A 21847-nucleotide genomic window follows, 5' to 3' on the forward strand; every position below is an offset into this window, starting at 1 on the left:
ATGGGGTCAGCACATACTGCGCGTGATGCCGACGGCACGGAAGCGACCCCTCTCGAACTCACCGCTGCTCAGCGCGGGATGTGGTTCGCGGAGAACCTCTCCGCCGACTATTCCGTTACCGTTGCTCAGTACCTCGACATCCGCGACGCCGGCCGGGAACTCGACCGCGAGCTGTTCCGTCGGGTCACGGTGGAGAGCGGTCGCGCCCGGGAGTCCGCATTCACCCGGATCGTCGAGGTCAATGGCGTCCCGATGCAGATTGTCGATCAACAGATCGACAATGATCTCGATTTTCTCGATTTTCGCGATCAACCCGATCCGGTCGCCGCCGCGCACCAATGGATGAATGACGATTATCAACGGCAAATGGATCTGCGCGGTGACCGGCTGGTGGTGTCAACGCTGATCCGCGTCGCGGATGATCGGTCGTTCTGGTACGTGCGGGCCCACCACATCGCACTCGACGGATATGCCGGACTCATGTCGGTCCTCGACGTCGTCAACCGGTACAACGCGGAGCTTGCGGGCGACGAGTACGCGCCGAAGGCGGGCGCAAGCCTCGCCGACCTCGTCGCCGACGACATCAAGTACCGCGAGGGCACTCGTCGCGCCGCCGATCGGGCGCACTGGGTGGACCGGGTCGCGGATCTGCCCGAGCGGGTCACGCTGGCGCAGCAGTCCGCCGCCGCCACGCTGTCGCCACGCAATCTGGTTGCCGGCGCCCAGATGAGCGTTGCTGCCCAGGAGCAGCTCGACCGCGTGGCCACCGAACTCAACACCTCGGCCGCCGTCCTGCTGACGGCCGGTTTCTCGGCCTATCTCGCGCGGATGGCCGGCACCGACGATGTGGTTCTCAGCCTTCCGGTGACCGGCCGCGCCACGGCGAAGATCAAGAATGCCGCCGGGATGCTGGCCAACATGCTGCCGATCCGCGCCCGCGACGTGTCCCGGCTGACGATGCGCGACCTCATCGAGCAGAGCCAGCTCGAACTGACCGGCGCCCTGCGCCATCAGCGATATCGGTTCGAGGACATCCGCATCGATGCCGGGCTGGCCGATGCCAACACGGCGTCCTTCGGACCTATCGTCAACCTGATGTTCTTCGACAAGCCGATCGAGATGGTCGGTGCCGACGTCGAATACCAGATCCTCAGCTCGGGCATCCTGGAGGATCTGCGCCTCAACGTGTACCAGGCCAGCCCCGGCGCACGCCTGGTCGTCGACTTCCACGGCAATCCGCATCTTTACACCGAGGACGAGTTGCGCGGTCATCTCGAGCGGTTCCTGGTGTTCCTCGGACGGGTGTTCGCCGGTCTCGACACCCTGGTGGCCGACGTCGATCTGCTGATGGACGACGAACGTGCGGAGATGCTGGCGCTGGGCAAGGGGCCCGCCCTCGCGCTGCCGGAATCGGTTGATCATCTGCTGACCTCATTCGAGCGTCAGGTCCGCGATCACGGGGACCGCATCGCGGTCGAGTTCGACGATCGGCAGTGGACGTATGCCGAATTCGACCAGTTACGTGCGGTGATCACCGCGCATCTGCTAGCCGAGGGCGTCGGACGCGGCGACCGCGTGGTCGTGTCGGTGGGCCGCGGCCCGGGGCAGGTGGCGGCGATCTACGCTGTGCTCACGGTGGGGGCCGCCTATGTGCCGGTCGATCCCACCCAGCCCGACGAGCGGCGACGACTCATCGTGGATGCGGTGTCGGCTCCGGTGGTGATCGATGCCGCGCTGCTCTCCGCGATCGGCGTCGATGCGGTGGCCCGTGATGCCGCGGCCGCGCAACCGCCCGCCGTCGCTGCGGTCGGCGGGCGCGACGAGGCCGCCTATGTGTTGTTCACCTCGGGTTCGACGGGTACGCCGAAGGGTGTGCAGGTGTCGCACTCGGCGGTCCTCAACCGGCTCGCCTGGATGCAGGCGAACTATCCGCTCTCCGAGGCGGATCGGGTGCTGTACAAGACCCCCTTCACCTTCGACGTCTCGGTGTGGGAACTGCTGTGGCCGTTGGCCGAAGGCGCGCGGATGGTGATCGCCCGCCCGGACGGACATCGCGATCCCGAATACCTGCTGGACCTGATCACCCGACGTGAGGTCAACGTCGCGCACTTCGTTCCGTCGATGCTGGACGTGTACACCGAGGTGTTGCAGAACGAGGGCCACGAGACCCTGCTGCCGGCCACCGTGCGCCGTGTATTCACCTCCGGTGAGGCGTTGCCGCGGCTGCTGGCCGATCGGGTGATCGACGGCTCCACTGCCGAACTGGTGAACCTGTACGGCCCAACCGAGGCCGCGGTCGACGTCACCGAGCACCGGGTGGTGGCCGACGACGGTCCGGTGCCGATCGGTCGGCCGGTGGCCAACACCGACACCTACGTCCTCGACACCCGGCTACGTCCGGTGCCCACCGGTGTGGCAGGAGAACTGTATCTCGCCGGCTGCCAGTTGGCCGACGGCTACCTGGGGCGTAGCGATCTGACCTCCGACCGGTTCGTCGCCGACCCCTTCGGTGGCGCGGGCTCGCGCATGTACCGTACCGGCGACCTCGTGCGCTGGGATGCGGCCGGCGAGCTGCAATACCTGGGGCGCACCGATTTCCAGGTGAAGATCCGTGGCCAGCGGATCGAACCCGGTGAGATCGAAGCGGTGCTCGACGCGATGCCAGGTGTGGACGCCACCGCGGTGGTACCCCGTACCGACCTGGGTCCCAGCCCCGTACTGGTGGCCTACCTGCGATCCGACGACGACTCGGTGACCGAGGCTGCGGCGCTGTCGTGGTGTCGCCGCCATCTGCCCTCGCACATGGTGCCGTCGGCGGCCGTGCTGCTCGACCAGTTCCCGGTGGGTACCGCGGGCAAACTCGATCGAAAGAGTCTGCCGGCTCCCGATCTCACCCCGGTCGTCGGTTACGAGGCGCCGCGCACACCGGTCGAGATGACGCTGGCCTCGCTGATCTCCGAGCTGCTCGGGGTGGAGCGAATCGGTTTGCGTGACAACATCTTCGCGCTCGGCGGTGACTCATTGATGGCCGCCCGCCTGGTGTCGCGAGCGCGAGTGGAGCACAACGTCCGGGTCGATCTCACCGACGTGTTCACCTCGGTGGACGTCGGTGAGATCGCCGAACGTTCTCGATCGGGCGGGGCCGACGGCCGGCCGGCGCTCACCCGTGTCGACCCACGCCCGCAGATCATTCCGCTGTCGCACTCGCAGACGCGACTGTGGTTCGTCAACCGGATGGATCCGGGTGCCGGTACCTACAACATGCCGGGCGCGGTACGGCTCGGCGCCGACGTCGATGTCGCGGCCCTGCAGCAGGCGCTCGGCGACCTCATCCAGCGCCACGAGACCCTGCGCACCCGGTTCGGATCCCATGGTGGGGAACCGATTCAGGAGATTCTGGATGCCGCCGAGGCGTCGACATCGGTGGACACCGAGGTGGTCGACGTCGATGGCCGCCTCGACGAGGTGATCGGCGCCGAGGCGGCTCGTGGATTCGACCTCGCACACGAGATCCCCTTCCGGGCAAGGATTCTGCGTGACGGCTCGGGATATGTCGTGGTTGTGGTGCTGCATCACATCGCCGGTGACGGCTTTTCCCTCGTGCCGCTGATCCGAGACCTGTTCGTCGCCTACACCGCCCGGCGCGACGGCGTCGACAACCCGCTGCCGCCGCTGGATGTCCAGTACGCAGACTTCGCGATGTGGCAACACCGCCTGCTCGGCGCCCCCGATGAGCCGACCGAGGTCGCGATCGACGGGCTGGCCTTCTGGGAGCAGGAACTGGCCGGTCTGCCCGGTTTCCTGCCGCTGCCCACCGACCATCCGCGCCCGCATGTGGCCACCGGCAGCGGTGGATACGTGGACATCACCATCGAGCCCGATCTGGTTGCCGGCGTCCGCGCGCTGGCACGTGACCACAACGTGACCCCGTTTTCGGTGCTGCACACGGCATTTGCCATCCTGCTGGCACGGTGGGCCGAGGTGGACGAGGTCGCGATCGGTACTGCCGTCGCCGGACGCGACGAACCCGAGACCAGCGATCTCGTCGGCATGTTCGTCAACACGGTGGTGCTGCGTACCGCGATCGCACCAGGAGACACCACCGCCGAATTGCTCGATCGTGCGCACACCACCCGCACCCGCGCGATGCGGCACGCGACGATCCCGTTCGAGCGGGTCGTCGAGGCCGTGGCGCCGGAGCGGTCGGCTGCCCACACCCCGCTGTTCCAGGTCTCTCTCACCATGCATCCGGGTCAGGCCCGCGCGCTCGAGGAATGGGCCGACTCGGCGGAGATGCTCGACGCCCGTGTGCAGTCGGCCAAGTACGATCTGTCGATCACCGTCACCGATCAGGTCCGCGACGCCGGTCTGGACGTCGAACTCGCCTATGCCGCTGACCTCTTCGACCAGCGGACCATCGAGCGGGTCGCCGATCAGCTGGTCACGGTGCTGCGTGCGATGGTCGCGGCCCCCACCAGGCGGGTCGGCACCATCGACCTGGTGGCCGGCGCGGAGTTCGCCGCACTCACCGAGCGTCCGAAGACCCCGGCGATCCCCGAGACGTTGCGGGATCTGCTGTTCAACGGTGTGGTCCAGGCCAATCCCTCTGGTGTCGCGATCAGCGGCGCCGGTACGATCACCTGGTCCACCCTGGAGGCCGGCACCAACCAACTCGCCCGCGAGCTGATCTCCCGTGGACTCGGTCCGGGTGATGTTGTTGCCCTGTGCATCCCCCGTTCACACCAGTCGGTGATGGCCATGCTGGCGGTCGCCAAATCCGGTGCGGCGTTTGTGAACATCGACCCGGCTCATCCCGCCGGCCGGCTCGCGGAGATCCTCGCCGACAGCGAGGCCGCGCTGGGGCTGACGGTCCTCGAGGTGTCCCGCAAGGCCCCCGACGGGGTCGAGTGGCTGTCGATCGACGACGAGACCATGGAGCTGCAGCTCGCCGGACACAGCGGCGCGCGGGTGCGCACCGACGAACTCATCCGGCCGCCGGCCCTCGACGACCTGGCGTATCTGATCTACACCTCCGGTTCCACCGGTAAGCCAAAGGCCGCCGCGTTGAGTCATCGCGGCCTGGCCACGGTGGTGGCCAATCAGAAGAAGATCCTGCGACTGGATCAGCGGTCTCGGGTGCTCCATGTCGCGTCGCCGAGCTTCGACGCCTCGATCTTCGAGATCCTGATGGCGATGTGCACCGGCGCCGAACTCGTGGTGAGCCCCAACGGCGTCTATGGCGGCGACGAACTCGCGACGGTCATCGACACTCATCAGGTCAGTCACGCCGTGATGACACCATCCGCGCTGGCGACGCTGGAACCGGCTGCGGTGCCCAGTCTGTCGCGGGTCATCAGTGTCGGCGAGGCCTGCCCGCCGGACCTGATGCGCCGATGGGCCCGCGCGGGTCGCGCGTTCTTCAACCTCTACGGCCCCACCGAGGTCACCATCTGGGCGACCGCTGCCGGACCCCTGCACGAGGGGGACGAGGTCACCATCGGCCGCGCGGTCCCCGGAGTCGGTGCGCTGGTACTGGATCCGGCGCTGCGGCCGGTCCCCGCCGGGGTCCCCGGTGAGCTGTACCTGTCGGGCATACAGCTTGCGCAGGCGTATCACGGTCGGCCAGACCTGACCGCGACGCGGTTCGTGGCGAATCCGTTCGGTGACGGCGAGCGCATGTACCGCACCGGTGACCGGGTGGTCCGCACCACGTCCGGCGCGCTACGGTACGTGGGACGCACCGACTTCCAGCTGAAGATCCGCGGCCTGCGGATCGAGCCAGGCGAGGTCGATGCCGCCATCGCGCGGCATCCCATGGTCAGCGAGGTCATCAGCCTGGGAGTGCCGGGGCCCGGCGGCGACGACGTGCTGGTCGCCTACGCGCGTCTGGTCGACGGGGCGACGGCGGACCCCAAGCGCATCCTGGAGCAGGCGGCAGTGCACCTGCCCGCCTACATGGTGCCGCATTCGCTGGTGGTCGTCTCGGAGTTCCGGCTTACCACATCGGGCAAGATCGACCGCAGATCGCTACCGCCGGTGGACTTCTCCGCCACGATCGGGTATCGCGCACCGAGCTCGCAGATGGAGACCGTGGTCGCGGGTATCTTCGGGCAGGTGCTCGGGCAGGATCGGATCAGTGCGGACGCCGACTTCTTCGACCTCGGCGGCAGCTCGTTGTCGGCGACCAAGGTCACCTCGCGGCTGTCGGCGCTGCTCGACCGGCCGGTGCCGGTGAAGTTGCTGTTCGAACGTCCCACCGTCGCAACGCTGGCACAGGCGTTGGCGGCGAGCCCAACCGGTCACGGGGCGCCACCGTTGCTGGCCCGCAGTCGTGCCGAGCTGGTTCGTGTGTCGGGGATGCAGCGCGGGCTGTGGTTGATCAACCGCGCCGACCCGGGATCGGCGGCCTACAACGTCGCGATGGCGTTGCGGTTGACCGGTGATCTCGACGTCGCTGCATTACAGCTGGCCACCGCCGACCTGGTGCGCCGCCACGAGTCGCTGCGCACCACCTACCCGATGATCAACGGGGAGCCGATCCAGGTGATCCTGCCCGCCGATGTCGTCGAGAGCGAGCTGACGGTGCAGGTCCGGGAGGTGGGGTCCGCGCTGGAGGATGCCATCGGTGAGGTGACCGGCGAAGGATTCGACATCACCACCCGGCCGCCGGTACGTGCGGTGTTGCTGCGGTTGTCGACCACCGAGCACATTCTGGTCTTCGTCATCCACCACATCAGCGCCGACGGTGCGTCGATGTCGCCGCTGGCGCGCGATCTGATGACGGCGTACGCGGCACGCAACACCGGGGCCGAACCCGCGTGGAAGCCGCTTCCGGTGCAGTACGCCGACTTCAGCCTGTGGCTGTCGGAACGCCTCGCGGTGACCGATGGCGAGGGCACCACCGAGGAAGAGCGTCAGCTGGCCTATTGGGATGATCGCCTGGCCGGTGTCCCGGAGCGACTGGATCTGCCGCATGACCACCCGCGGCCGAAGTCGCCCACCTTCCGTGGCGCTGCGGTTGACCTGGAAATCCCCGCCGCGGTGGTTGCGCAGCTCGAAATAGTTGCGCGCCAACACCATACGACATCATTCATGGTGATCCACGCTGCCTTCGCGGTGTTGCTGAACCGGATGTCGGGTGCCACCGACCTGGTGATTGGTACGCCGTTCGCGGGCCGCGGCGAGCAGAGCCTCGACGACGTGGTGGGTATGTTCGTCAACACCCTGGCGCTGCGTACCCGCATCGACCCGTCCGAGCCCTTCGTGGACCTGCTGGCGCGAGTCCGCAACGAGGACCTCGCCGACATGTCGCACACCGACGTGGCCTTCGACAACATCGTGGCGCGCGCTCTACCCAAGCCTCCGACGTCGTACAACCCGATCTATCAGGTGATGTTGGCCTTCCAGGACGTCGAATTCCCCACCCTGCAGTTCGACCGGTTGACGGTCGCACCCATCGGGGAGGAACTGACCTCGGCGAAGGTGGATCTGCAGCTGACCCTGTTCCCCAACGACCCTGAGCGCGACAGTCGCGGTGGCGGGATGCGGGCGCAATTCCTCTACGCCACAGACCTGTTCGACCCGAGTACCATCGAGCGGCTGGCGGCACGGTACGTGCAGGTGCTGGATTCGGTCACCACTGATCCGGACCTCCATGTCGGCGACGTCAGTATCCGTCTCGACGATGAGCTCCTCGCCAGCGCGGTCGACGACACCGTGGCCGAGGTGGCGCTCGCCGATCTCGTGGCGCAGGCGTCGGCCGCCGACCCCGCCGCATTGGCGGTCGCCGGGCCACCCGCGCTGAGCTTCGGTGATCTCGACATCATGATGCAGGCGATGAGTCCCACTGCGCCCGACGCGGACTCGGCGTTGACGATGGCGGCGATGACGTTGATACCCGGCCTCGCGGAGGCCGGACCCGAAGAGTTCGACGCGGTTCTCTACGAGTTGCGCGAACGTGCCGGGAGGGTAGTGGCCCAGGGCGACCATGCGACAGATTCCACTGAGTCGGAAGGCAGCGAACGAACGTGACAGGGATCGGTGTGGACGCGGTGGACATTTCTGCTGTATGGGGAAGACGACCACCGACGCGAGACCTGATCACCATCGCGGCGCAGCTCGCACCGCAGTCCGTCGCGCTCGACGCCAACGGAGCCGAGGTGTCCTTCGCCGACCTGTTCACGCGGGTGTCGGCGACGGCCGCGGTCTTCGAGGCGCGCGGGATGGACACCGAGGCCGCGGTCAGCGCCATCGTCACCGCTCTGATACCCAAGGACGGACTCGATCCGGCGGGGATCGCGGCGGCGATCCGATCGGCCACCGACGGCATCCGGGAACGTGCGTGTGCGATCGCCGGCACCACCGATTGGCAGTCGCTACCGGGTATCTTCCGGTCGGCGGTGCACCGTCACCCCGATCGGGTCGCGGTCACCGACCTCGACGACGGTGCGCTGACCTACAGGGAACTCGACGATCGTTCCGACCGCGTCGCAGCCGGACTGCTGGCTGCCGGCGTGTCGGCGGGTGCCGTGGTGGGTCTGGCGACGCCGCGCACGGTGGACGTCATGGTCGCGATCCTGGGCATTCTCAAGGCCGGCGCAGCCTATCTGCCGCTGGACACCTCTCATCCCGCCGACCGGCTGACGTTCATCGTCGAGGATGCGGGCCCGACACTGGTCATCACCGATCACGACGGCCGCCAAGCATTGGGCTTCCTCGACGTTGCGCGGCACACCATCTCCGATCTGATCGGACACCCACACGCCGGTGCGGCCGAGCTTCCCGCAGTCGTGGACGACCGCACCGCCGCGTACATGATCTTCACCTCCGGCTCCACCGGTCGACCCAAAGGTGTTGTGGTGGAACACCGCAGCGTCGTGGCGCTGATGGCGGCCGCGCAACAGCACTATGGCTTCACCGAGAACGACGTGTGGACGATGTTCCACTCCTATGCCTTTGACGTATCGGTGTTCGAGATGTGGGGTCCGCTGCTGTTCGGCGGACGTCTGGTGGTCGTGGACTTCCTCACCACCCGCAGCCCCGATGAGTTCGCCCGCCTGCTGACCACCGAAGCCGCGACCGTCGTCTCCCAGACCCCGTCGGCCTACTATCAGCTGGCCGCCGCCGTCCGCCCAGGTGCGCCCAACGACCTGGCCGACAGTGTCCGCTACATGGTGTTCGCCGGTGAGGCACTGGATTTCGCTCAGGTCAAGCGGTGGTACGCCGACCGTCTCGCCAGTGAAGGCAGGGTCGGGCCGGTATTGGTCAACATGTACGGCATCACCGAGACGACGGTCCACTCGACTTTCCGGGCCTTGGACCCCGACTTCGTGGAGACCGCCAAGGGCTCCGATGTCGGCACCGGGCTGCCCAACCTGACGATCCACCTGCTCGACGATCGTCTGCGGCCCGTGCCCGACGGTGTGCCCGGCGAGATCTATGTGAGCGGCACCCAGGTCACCCGTGGCTACCTCGGCCGTCCCGGTCTGTCATCGATCCGGTTCGTGGCCGATCCGTTCGCCGCAGACGGATCCCGGATGTACCGGTCCGGCGATCTGGCGATCTCCCGCGACGGAACCCTCGAGTATCTGGGCCGCTCCGACGCGCAGGTCAAACTCCGTGGCTTCCGGATCGAGCTCGGCGAGGTCGAGACCGCGCTGTTGAGCACCGACGGAGTCGATGCCGCCGCAGTCGCGGTGAAACGTCGCGACAACGGCGACGAGCTGTTGGTCGGCTATGTCGTACTCGAGGCGGACGACGCCGCCACACCGTCGGATGTGCGGATCGCGGCGGCGGCGTCGCTGCCCGGCTACATGGTGCCCGACGTCGTGATGGTGCTCGACCAGTTGCCGTTGACGGTCAACGGCAAACTCGACCGGCGGGGACTGCCGGAACCGCAGATCACCGGCGCCGCAGAGTATGTCGCGCCGAGTACGGAGACCGAGAAGATCCTCGCCGAGATCGCTGCCGACGTGCTGGGGCTCGAGCGGATCAGTGTCGCCGAGTCCATCTTCGATCTCGGTGGAAACTCCCTGGCGGCCGCGCGTATCGTCGGCCGCGCCGGCGAGGCGTTCAACGTCGAACTCTCGGTGCGTGATGTGTTCGACATGCCCTCGGTGCGCGGATTGGCCGAGACGATCGGTGGCCGTGGCGTGGGCGTAGCCCCGGTGCTGGCCGTAGAGCCTAGGCCGCAACGGATTCCGTTGTCGTTCGCGCAGCTGCGGATGTGGTTCATCAACCAGTTCGACACGGCGGCGTCGACGTACAACATCCCGATGCTGCTGCGGTTGACCGGGCCGGTCGATGCCGACGCACTACGTGTCGCGCTGACCGACGTGGTGATCCGTCACGAGGTTCTGCGCACCGTGTTCCCCACGGTTGACGGCGTGCCGGTGCAGGTCATCTCGCCGGCCGACGAGGTGACCGATCGGCTGGACTGGGCGATCGTGAGATCGCAGGCCGATCTCGCGGCCGCGATCGGCGCCGGGTTCGACGTCACCGAGCAGTGGTCGTTGCGGGCGCGGCTATGGCAGGTCGCCGAAGACGAATTCGTCTTCGGCCTCGTGGTCCATCACATCGCCGCCGACGGCGAGTCGATGGGGCCACTGGTGGCAGACCTGGTGACCGCCTATGCGGCGCGCGTGGCCACCGTCGAACCGGAGTTCGTCCCCCTCGATGTACAGTTCGCCGACTTCGCGATCTGGCAGCACGAGGTCCTCGGTTCCGCCGACGATGTGGACTCGGTGGTCGCACGGCAGTTGTCGTACTGGGACACCCAACTGCGCGGACTCCCTGACGTCCTGGAGTTGCCGACCGACCGGCCGCGGCCGGTGGTGGCCACCCAGCACGGCGCGCAAGTTGGATTCGAGGTTCCCGGCTGGGTCGTGGACCGGATCGGCGTGATCTCCCGCGAGTACGGTGTGACCCCGTTCATGGTGGTGCACGCCGGTCTCGCCGTGTTGTTGGCGCGGCTGTCGGCGTCGGACGACATCGCCGTCGGCACACCGATAGCCGGTCGCGGCCAACGCGTCCTCGACCCGCTGGTGGGGATGTTCGTCAACACCTTGGTGTTGCGCTCGCAGATCGACTCGTCGATGTCGTTCGCCGAACTGCTCGATTCGGTGCGTGCCACGGACCTGGAGGCCTTCGCGCATGCCGACGTGCCGTTCGAGACGGTCGTCGAACACCTGCAACCGGTTCGGTCGGAGTCCTTCGCGCCGCTGACCCAGGTGCTGCTGTCGTTCGACCAGTCCGTGCTCGCCGAGTTCTCCACCGGTGTCCTCGCCGACGATGTCGCGGGTGTGGCGGTGAGTTCGGTTCCGGTCGAGGAGATCCCGGCGAAAGTCGACCTCACCGTCGGTGTCACCGATGCCGGCGATCGCTGGCAGGGCACCCTGATCTACGCGGTCGACCTGTTCGATGCCGACACCGCCGACCACATGGCCGCCCAGTTCGTCCGGATCCTCGATCAGCTCACCGCCGACCCCGCTGTGGCCGTGGGAGATGTCGCGCTGCTCGGTGAGGATGAGGCGGCGGCGCTGCTTCCGGTCGCCGGAGCGGTGGGCGCGCCGGCGCGGCATCTCGCGGAGGTGTTCGCAGAGGTTGCCGCTCGCCATCCGCAGCGTCCGGCGGTAACCGATGACACCGGCGCCGCGCTGACCTACGCACAACTCGACGAACGCTCGAATCAACTGGCCCGCTGGCTGATCTCGCGTGGCGTCGGGACCGAGTCGCTGGTGGCGCTTGCCGTCGGACGTTCCGCCGAACTGCTGGTCGCGATGTGGGCGGTGGCCAAGACCGGCGCCGGCTATCTGCCGATCGACCCCGACTACCCGGCCGAGCGCATCGAACACATGCTGACCGACTCGCAGGTGCGCATCGGACTGACCACGGTGCGGGTGCACGATCGGCTGCCGGCTGGTCCCGAGTGGTCCACCGTCGAACAGTTCGGTGCCGCAGGGGTTCTCGACACTCTCGACTCCGCGCCGCTGCGTGCCGACGAACTGTCGGCCGCGCGGCATCTCGACGCCACGGCCTACGTCATCTACACCTCCGGGTCCACCGGCGTACCCAAGGGGGTGTCGGTCACCTATCGCGGCATCCACAACTTCGCCACCGCCGAGGTCGTCCGTTTCGGTACCGGGCCGTCGTCGCGCATCCTGGGCTTCGCCTCCCCGAGTTTCGACGCCTCCATCCTCGAGTGGTTGCTGGCGTCGGTGGCCGGTGGTGCGCTGATCTACCGGCCCGACGGCGTACTCGGTGGGGACATGCTGGCGGCGTTCATCACCGAGCAACGACTCACCCATGTCTTCCTGACCCCGACGGTGCTCTCCACGCTGGAACCCGGGTCGGTTCCCGGCCTGCAGGTGTTGATGTCGGGCGGCGAGGCGGTCTCGCAGTCCCTGGTGGACCGGTGGTCTGACCGACTGCGGTTCTTCAATGCGTACGGCCCCACCGAGGCGTCGGTGGCGGTGGCGATGAGTGCTCCGCTGCGGGCCGGCCGGCCGGTGCACATCGGTGGCCCGGTCGACGGTGTGGGACTGATGGTGCTCGACGAACGGCTGCACGCCGTGCCCGTCGGCGTGGCGGGCGATCTGTACGCCGGTGGGGTGGCCCTCGCACGTGGTTACCTCGACCGACGCCGGCTCACCGCCGAGCGGTTCGTCGCCGATCCCTACGGCGCGCCCGGCGAGCGCATGTACCGCACCGGCGACGTGGTCCGGTGGAGCCGCGACGAATCCGGTGATCTGGTGCTGGAATACGTCGGCCGCAGTGACGATCAGGTCAAGCTCCGCGGCCTGCGCATCGAACTCGGCGAGATCGAGGCGGTCCTGGCGTCGCATCCGGCGGTGTCCTCGGCGGTTGTGATCGGCGTGGGCGGTTCGGTGGCCTCGGCACTGGCCGGGTACGTGGTGGCCGACCCGGCTGCCACGGATCCCGGCGTCGACGTCGCCGGGCTGCGTGGCTTCATCGCCGAACGTCTGCCGGCGCACATGGTGCCGGCCAGCCTCCAGATCCTCGACTCGTTGCCGTTGACGCCGGCCGGGAAGCTCGACAAACGCGCCCTCCCGGACCCGCAGATCGACACCGATACAACGGACTACGTCGCTCCCGGGTCATCGCTGGAAGAGCGATTGGCGCAGGTGGTGGCCGGTGTGCTCGGCGTCGATCGGGTCAGTGTCACCGAGTCCTTCTTCGCGTTGGGCGGTGACTCGATCACCTCGATCCAGTTGTCGTCGGCCGCGCGGTCGGCCGGGTTGTCGCTTTCACCGCGCGACATCTTCGAGCACAAGACGGTCCGCGCGATGGCACAGGCGGTCGCCGAGGGCGGCGAGCGCCTGCCCTTGCTGGCCGACCCACACGGCGGGGTCGGCGATATCGCGCTGTCGCCGGTCGTGTCGTGGATGCTCGAATCCTCTGACACCGCAGCCGACTTCGCGGACTTCTCGCAGGCGATCGTGCTGATCGCGCCGGAGCGTCTCACCGCCGACGACGTGATGCGTGTGTTGTCGGTCGTCGTCGATGCCCACCCGATGCTCTCGGCGCGGCTGACCGAGGTCGACGGTCACTGGACCTCGACCGCGGGTGTGGGATCGCGTCCGGTGGTGCGCACGACATCCACCCTGGCGACCGACGGATCGGTGGAGCTGCAGTCGGCGATCGAGACCGCGCACGCCGGCGCGCTGGCCCGTCTCGATCCGTCCGCAGGCGTCCTGGTCTCCGCGGTGCTGGTGTCGGCCGCCGACACCGCACGGCTGGTGCTCGCCGTCCATCATCTTGGGGTCGATGCGGTGTCGTGGCCCATCCTGATCGAGGACATCATCACCGTGTGGGGGCAACTGCAGTCGGGCAGTGAGCCGCAGGTGCGGCCCGAGGTGACCTCGGCACAGGCCTGGCATGCCGCGATGAGCGAGCAGGCCGACGACCGGGCCGACGAGGTCGCGTACTGGTCGGCCCAGTTGGGTGAGCCCACTGGGTTCGGCGCCTCCTTCGACCGGACCCGGGATCGGTTCTCGACGCTGCGCTCGGTACGGCATCGGGTCGACGCAGAGGTGACCGAGGCGCTGGTCACGGTGGTGCCCGAGGCCTTCGGCGGCCACGTCAACGACGCGCTTCTGGCCGCGCTGGCCCGTGCCGTGCGGTCCTGGCAGCACTCGGTGGGTATCGCCGACGAATCGCCGATCGGCGTGCTGCTCGAAGGGCACGGCCGTTACGAAGAGCTCGTCGCGCAGGGCGACCCCCCGCGCCACGCCGACCTGTCCCGCACGGTCGGCTGGTTCACCACCATCGCTCCGATGGCGCTCGACCCGGGCATTGACGTGGTGCACGCGGTGAAGGCGGCAAAGGAGCAACGACTGGGACAACCCGACCGCGGGGTCGGGTTCGGCGCGTTGCGCTTCGGTGGGGACGAACGCCTGGCCGGCCGCGCGCTGCCGTCGATCGGTTTCAACTTCTTCGGCGCGGGTGGTCGCGCTGGCGCGACCGAGGATCTGGTCGTGGATTTCATGGTGGACCCGGATGCGCCGGCATTGCCCGCAACGGTGTCGGGCGCGATGGCCGCGATGCACGTACTGACGGTGAACGTCGGTACCCGGCAGACCGGCAGTGGCCGGGAACTGTCGGCCGATCTGCTGTTCATCGACGGCATCCTCACCGAGGACGACGTCGCCGGTATCGCGCAACGGTGGTCGGCGGAACTCGCGGCAATCGTCGACGTCGTGGCCCACGGTGACGTCGGCCCGTCACCCTCGGATATCGCGGGTACGTCGGTGACGCAGGAGGATCTGGACCGGATCACCGAACTGCACCCGGGTGCCGCGATCTGGCCGCTGTCACCCCTGCAGAAGGGTCTGTATCTGCAATCGGCGCTCACCGACGCCGCCGACGCGGTGGACGTCTACGTCAGTCAGGCGGTCCTGCGGCTCGGCGGGGACGTCGACGAGGCGCGGCTGCGCGACGCCGTGCAGGCGCTCGTCGCCCATCACCGCGTCCTGCGGTCGGGCTACCTGCGCACCGACGGCGGCGCCGTGGTCGCGGTGATCCCCGACACTGTGGAAGTACCTTGGCGCACCGTCGATCTCGGTGCGGTGGACGAGGTGGACCGGCGTCGGCTGGTCGAGGAACACACCGCGCGCGAGCGCGTGGAGCCGTTCGATCTGGCGCACCCGCCGCTGCTGCGTGTGGTCCTCGTCCGGGATGCGGTCGGGGTGAGTGTGGTGATCACCAACCACCACATCCTGTTCGACGGCTGGTCGGGTCCGCTGGTGTTGGCCGACTTGCTGGCCTTGTACGCCTCCGGTGCCACCTACACCGGTCAGATCGCTTCCGGCGGCGGTGATTTTGCCGACCACCTGCTCCGTCTCGCGACAGCTGACGATGCGGCCGGCCGGGATGCGTGGCGACGAGTTCTCGCGCCCGTCGAGGGCGCCACCCTGGTGGCACCCGGCGTCGAGGCGACCCGGGAGTCATTGCCGCGCAACCATGCGGTTGTGGTCGATGCCGAGCTGACCGCCGCACTCGAGCGCCTCGCGCGGTCCCACGGCGCCACCATGGCCACGGTGCTGCAGTTCGCCTGGGCGCTGCTCGTGTCGCGCCTCACCGGCAACCGGATCGTCAGCTTCGGCGAGACGGTCTCGGGACGCCCGGCCGACCTCGACGGGGTCGAGACGATGGTCGGACTGTTCATCAACACCCTGCCCGCGGTCGTCGACGTCGACCCGTCCGCATCGGTCGGGGAGGTGCTGGCCGGGCTCCAGGACGCCAAGATCAGTGTGCTCGACCACCAGCACCTGGGCCTTCCGGAACTGACCGCGCTGGCCGGTGTCGGGCAACTCTTCGACACCTTGACCGTGCACGAGTCCTATCCGGTGGACACCGACTCGCTGTCGACCACCGACGCGGCGGCGACCGGCGGCCTCGACATCCGCGAGGCGCAGGTCAGCGACTCCACGCACTACCCGCTCAACATGATCACGTCACCGATGGGCGAGGAACTGTCCATCACCCTGAAGTATCTGCCAGATGCATTCTCCGATGCGCAGATCGCGGTGTTCGCCGACGCGGTCGTGGCGATCCTGCGACAGGCCGCCGGCGTACCCGAGACGCTGATCGCCGACGTCGATCTGCTGGCCGGGACCGGCGCCGACATCGTCGAGCAGTCCACCGGTGCCGAGGTGAGTGTGCCGGCAGGCACGGTCGCCGACGCCGTGGCCGCGCAGGTCGCCCGGACACCGGACGACGTCGCCCTGATGTTCGGCGACCGCACCTTGACCTACGCCGAACTCGGTGCGCGGACCGCCGTGTTGGCGCGCGAGCTGATCGCGACGGGTGTGGCACCCGGCGTCGCCGTGGGTGTCTCGATGGATCGCTCGGTCGAGATGGTGCTGGCGATCCACGCCGTGGTCGCGGCCGGTGGGCAGTACGTGCCGATCGATCCGGGCGTCCCCGCCGACCGGGTGCAGTACATGGTCGAGACGGCCGGTGTGCGTACCGTGCTCGTCGGCCCGCACGGCGCTCCGGCGTCGGTAGCCGGTCTGGGGCCCTCGGTGCGGGTGATCGAGGTGGACGCCGCAGACGACGTCGACCTGGCGGTCGCGCCGGTGACCGACGCGGACCGACACGCACCGCTGCGGCTCGACGATGCGCTCTACACGCTGTTCACGTCCGGTTCCACCGGGCGGCCGAAGGGTGTGACGGTGTCGCACCGTTCGGTCCTCAATCGGCTGTGGTGGGGCCTCGACGAATACCCATGGGCGTCGGGGGACCGGGTGGTGCTCAAGACCCCGTTCACCTTCGACGTCTCGGTGCCGGAACTCTTCGCCCCGCTGATGGCCGGCGCGACGGTCGTCGTCGCGCGCGCGGGCGGCCACGCGGACCCGGTCTACATCGCCGATCTGATCACCGGCACGCGTGCCACCTCGGTGCATTTCGTGCCGTCGATGCTGTCGGTGTTCCTCGATGTGGTGCCGGCGGAGAAGATCTCGGCGTTGAGCTCGTTGCGGTGGCTGTTCTGCTCGGGTGAGGCGTTGCCGCCCTCGGTGGTCGCGCGCGCCCACACGCTGCTGCCGCAGGTGCAGATCGTCAACTTGTTCGGGCCCACGGAGGCGGCCGTCGAGGTGGCCTACGTCGACGTCACCGACGCCACCGAGGTGGTGCCCATCGGTGTGCCGGTGTCCAACACCTCGACCCTGGTCCTCGACGCCCGGCTGCGGCCGGTGCCGCCGGGCATCCCGGGAGAGCTGTATCTCGGTGGCGTCCAGGTCGCGCGCGGGTACGCCGCCCGCCCCGGCCTCACCGCGGAGCGGTTCGTCGCCGACCCGTTCGGGGCCGCCGGTTCGCGGTTGTATCGCACCGGTGACCTCGTTCGCTGGAACACCGAGGGCGCCATCGAGTACCTCGGGCGCACCGACTTCCAGGTGAAGTTGCGCGGTCAGCGCATCGAACTCGGTGAGATCGAATCGGTTGTCGCCGCCGCGCCTGCAGTGGTGCACGCGGCCTGCACGGTTGTCGAAACCCCCGGTGGGGGACAGCATCTCGTCGCCTATGTGTCGCCGTCGACGGTCGACGAAGCCGTGGTGCGCGGTGCCGTCGCCGAATCCCTGCCGGAGTACATGCGTCCGACGGTGTGGATGCTGCTCGACGACATCGCGCTCAACAGCGCGGGCAAACTGGACCGTCGGTCGCTGCCGGCCCCGGTCTTCGAGACCGCCACCCACATCGCCCCGGAGACCGACGCGGAACAGGCGGTCGCGACGGTGATCACCGAGGTCCTCGGGCTCGACCGCGTCAGCGTCACCGACTCGTTCTTCGACATCGGCGGCAACTCGTTGTCGGCGATGCGAGTCGCCGCCCGAGTCGGCGACGCGTTCGGCGTCGACGTCTCGGTTCGGGATCTCTTCGAGGCGCCCACAGTGCAGGCGCTGGCCGCGGCCGTCGCCGGGCGGGAGGCGGGACTACCGCCGCTGGTGGCGATCACCCCTCGCCCGTCGCCGATCCCGTTGTCGTTCGCCCAGACCCGGATGTGGTTCATCAACCGCTTCGAGCCGGGCACCCCAACCTACAACATCCCGGTGGTACTGCGCCTGAACGGCAGCCTCGACATCGCGGCGCTGCGCGCGGCGGTCGTCGACACCGTGGTGCGCCACGAGGTTCTGCGCACCACCTTCCCGGCCGTCGACGGGGTGCCGGTGCAGGTCATCGGCCCGGTCGACGACGTCGCCGACCACCTCGACTGGGCACTGGTGGACTCCGAGGGCGACCTCGAGGCCGCGATGACCGCCGGATTCGACGTCACCGTCGATCGGCCGCTGCGTGTCCGGTTGCACAGGGTGGCCGATGGCGAGTATCTGCTCGCCGTGGTGGCCCACCACATCGCGGCCGACGGTGAATCGATGCTGCCGCTGGTCACCGACGTGGTGTCCGCCTATGCGGCGCGCTCGGAGGGGCGGTCGCCCCAGTTCGCACCGCTGACAGTGCAATTCGCAGACTACGCGATCTGGCAGCACACCGCGCTCGGGTCACCCGAGCAGGCGGACTCGGTGGTGGCCCGACAGCTGGCCTACTGGACCGAGGCCCTCGGCGGAGCACCTGATGTCCTCGAACTCCCCGCCGACCATGCGCGACCCGCGATCGCATCCCATGTCGGTGCGCGGGTGGAGTTCGCGTTGCCGGCCACGCTCGGCGACCAGATCACCGACGTCGCCGCACGATTCGGCGTCACTCCGTTCATGGTCGTGCACGCCGGGCTGGCTGCGCTGCTGGGTCGGCTCACCGCGCAGGACGACATCATGATCGCGACCCCGGTCGCCGGCCGCGGTTCGGCCGCGCTCGACCCGCTCGTCGGCATGTTCGTCAACACGCTGATCCTGCGTACCGCCATCGATCCCGAGACCACCTTCGCCGAACTGCTCGACGCCGTCCGGTTGACCGACCTGGAGGCCTTCGCGCACGCCGACGTACCGTTCGAGACGGTGGTCGAAGCGGTCAACCCGACGCGGACGGCGGCCTTCGCCCCACTGGCGCAGGTCATGTTGTCCTTCGATCCGGCGGCGTCGGCGGAGAACACCGACCTACCGATCGCCGGGTTGTCGGTGCGATCGGTCGAACCCGCGTGGGTGCCGGCCCAACTCGACCTGTCGGTGACCGTGAGTTCGGCACCCTCGGGAGCCGACTGGACGGGCTCGATCGTCTACGCCACCGACCTGTTCGAATCCGCGACCGTGGCCCGCCTGGCCGCGCGGTTCACCGCATTGCTCGATCATCTCCTCACCACACCGGAACTCCCGATCGGCGACGCCGCCATCATCTTCGACGACGAGCAGAGCGCGGTCGCGGAATGGTCGACCGGCGCGGTCGTCGATGTACCCGCTGAGCTGGTGGGAGATGCGGTGTTCGGGCAGGCGCACCACGCCCCCGACGCGACGGCTCTGGCCGTCGACGGGCGAGAGATCTCCTACCGTGAGTTCGCCGACCGAGTTGCGATCCTGGCCCGCGAACTGATCGCCGCCGGTGTCGGACCCGGTGCGGCCGTGGGTGTCTCGCTGGAGCGTTCGGCGGCGATGGTCATCGCGGTCAACGCGGTGCTGGCCGCCGGTGCACAATATGTGCCGATCGACCCCGATGCGCCGCTCGATCGTGCCGAGTACATGATCGACACCGCCGGAGTCGGTGTGGTCATCGTCGACGCCGGCCGGGAGTCGGGTGTCCTCGCAGCCGATGTCCCCGGCATGCGAGTGATCGAGGTCGATGCCGCGGCTGCAGTGGAGTCGATGCAGCCTCCGGTGACCGACCGGGACCGACGCAGCCCGCTGCGACCCGACGACGCCGCCTACACGCTGTTCACCTCGGGTTCCACCGGCCGGCCGAAGGGCGTCACGGTGACCCACCGTGCGCTGGCCAACCGCCTGCGCTGGTGTGTCGACGAATTCGACTGGACGCCGGCCGATCGGGTGTTGCTCAAGACCCCGTTCACCTTCGACGTGTCAGTGCCTGAACTGTTCGGTCCGCTGATGGTGGGTGCGACCACGGTGATCGCCCGGGACGGTGGGCACCGGGAACCGGCCTACATCGCCGATCTGCTGGCCGCCGAAGCCATCACCTCGGTGCACTTCGTGCCGTCGATGCTGTCGGTGTTCCTCGACGTGGTGCCCGCCGCCCGACTGGCGCAGCTCACCACGCTGCGGTGGCTGCTCACCTCCGGTGAGGCACTGCCGCCCGCGGTGGCGCGGCACGCCCATAAGGCACTGCCGCACACCGCCATCCACAATCTGTACGGCCCCACTGAGGCCACCGTCGACGTCACCTCGACTGACGTCACCGAGGCCGTCGACATCACCATCGGTGGCCCGGTGTGGAACACCTCGACCCGGGTGCTCGACGCGCGCCTGCGTCCGGTGCCGCCGGGGGTGCCCGGTGAGCTCTATCTCGGTGGTGTGCAGGTGGCCCGCGGCTATGCGTCCCGGTCGGCGCTGACCGCCGAACGATTCGTCGCCGATCCGTTCGGTCCCCCCGGCGCCCGGCTGTACCGGACGGGTGACCTGGTGCGCTGGAGCACCCGGGCCGGGAGTGGACCGGAGGCGTCCGGCGCCATCGAATATCTGGGCCGCACCGACTTCCAGGTGAAGCTGCGCGGCCAGCGCATCGAACTTGGCGAGATCGAGTCGGTCATCGCGTCCGCACCGGGGGTGGTGCATGCGGCATGTGATGTCGTCGACGCACCGACCGGTCCGCAGCACCTTGTCGCCTACATCGCACCGGCGACGGTGGATCAGGCGGCGGTGCAGGCGGTCGTCGCCGACCGCTTGCCGGAGTACATGCATCCCTCGGTGTGGATGCTGCTCGACGACATCGAACTCAACAGCTCGGGCAAGCTCAACCGGAAGACGTTGCCGGCTCCGGTGTTCGAGATCGGCGAATACGAGGCGCCGGCGTCCGACGCGGAGGCCGCGGTCGCCGCGGTGATCGCCGGAGTGCTCGGTCTCGACCGGGTCAGCGTCGCCGAGTCCTTCTTCGACATCGGCGGCAACTCATTGTCGGCGATGCGTGTCGCGGCGCGAGTCGCCGAGGAACTCGGTGTCGATGTCTCCGTGCGTGACCTGTTCGACACCCCCACGGTCCGGTCGCTGGTGGCGGCGGTGGCCGGGCGTGAACAGACGGTGGCCCCGCTGGTGGCCGGAAAGCGCCCGGACCGCCTGCCGCTGTCGATGGCGCAAGCCCGGATGTGGTTCATCAACCGATTCGACCCGACGTCGGCCGCGTACAACATCCCGATGGCCATGCGGCTCACCGGCGATCTCGATCTCGACATTCTGGTCGCTGCGGTCTCCGACGTGCTCGAACGGCACGAGGTGCTGCGTACCGTCTATCCGCTCGATGCGGACGGTCCATACCAGCAGATCCTCGAGGTGGGTGCAGCGCGTGCTGCGCTGGATTGGTCGGTGGTCGACGATGCGGCCGAACTCACCACGTCGGTCGCGCGAGGCTTCGACGTCACCGAGGACCTGCCGATTCGCGGACGGGTGCGGCGTGTCGGTCCGGACACCGTCGACGTCGTGTTGACGGTCCACCACATCGCCTTCGACGGAGCGTCGACGGCAGTGTTCGTGCGAGATCTGATGGGCGCGTACCTGTCGCGGATCGACGATACGGTGCCGACGGCACCGGCGCCCGCAGTCCAGTACGCCGATTTCGCGCTGTGGCAGCGGGATACGCTTGGTACGGCCGACGACCCGTCGAGCCGGATGGCCGAGCAGCTCGGCTATTGGCGCGAACATCTGCAGTCACTGCCGTCGGTCACCGACCTGCCGATGGATCGGCCCCGACCGGCGGTGATGGAGACCACCGCCGGAGT

The 21847-nt window shown here is 68.4% G+C and carries 2 protein-coding genes (1 of these 2 cut by a window edge); both read left to right on the plus strand.

The window, feature by feature from the left end:
- A complete protein-coding gene (locus tag OSB52_RS09785) occupies window positions 1-8031 on the plus strand; it encodes a non-ribosomal peptide synthetase (RefSeq protein ID WP_266061512.1) in 8031 nt (2676 codons plus the stop codon).
- A protein-coding gene (locus OSB52_RS09790; protein WP_266061513.1) for a non-ribosomal peptide synthase/polyketide synthase crosses the window boundary here: on the plus strand, window positions 8028-21847 show its 5' portion. The gene runs 11158 nt beyond the window's last position; only the first 13820 of its 24978 coding nucleotides appear in the window; its start codon is at window positions 8028-8030; its stop codon lies beyond the right edge, outside the window. The genes OSB52_RS09785 and OSB52_RS09790 overlap by 4 nt, the downstream gene beginning before the upstream one ends.

The organism is Gordonia aquimaris, from assembly GCF_026262595.1.
Taxonomy (GTDB): Bacteria; Actinomycetota; Actinomycetes; order Mycobacteriales; family Mycobacteriaceae; genus Gordonia; species Gordonia tangerina.

Coding starts and splice junctions, on each gene's coding strand:
- OSB52_RS09785 (WP_266061512.1), top strand. CDS start 1: ATGGGGTCAGCACATACTGCGCGTGATGCCGACGGCACGGAAGCGACC.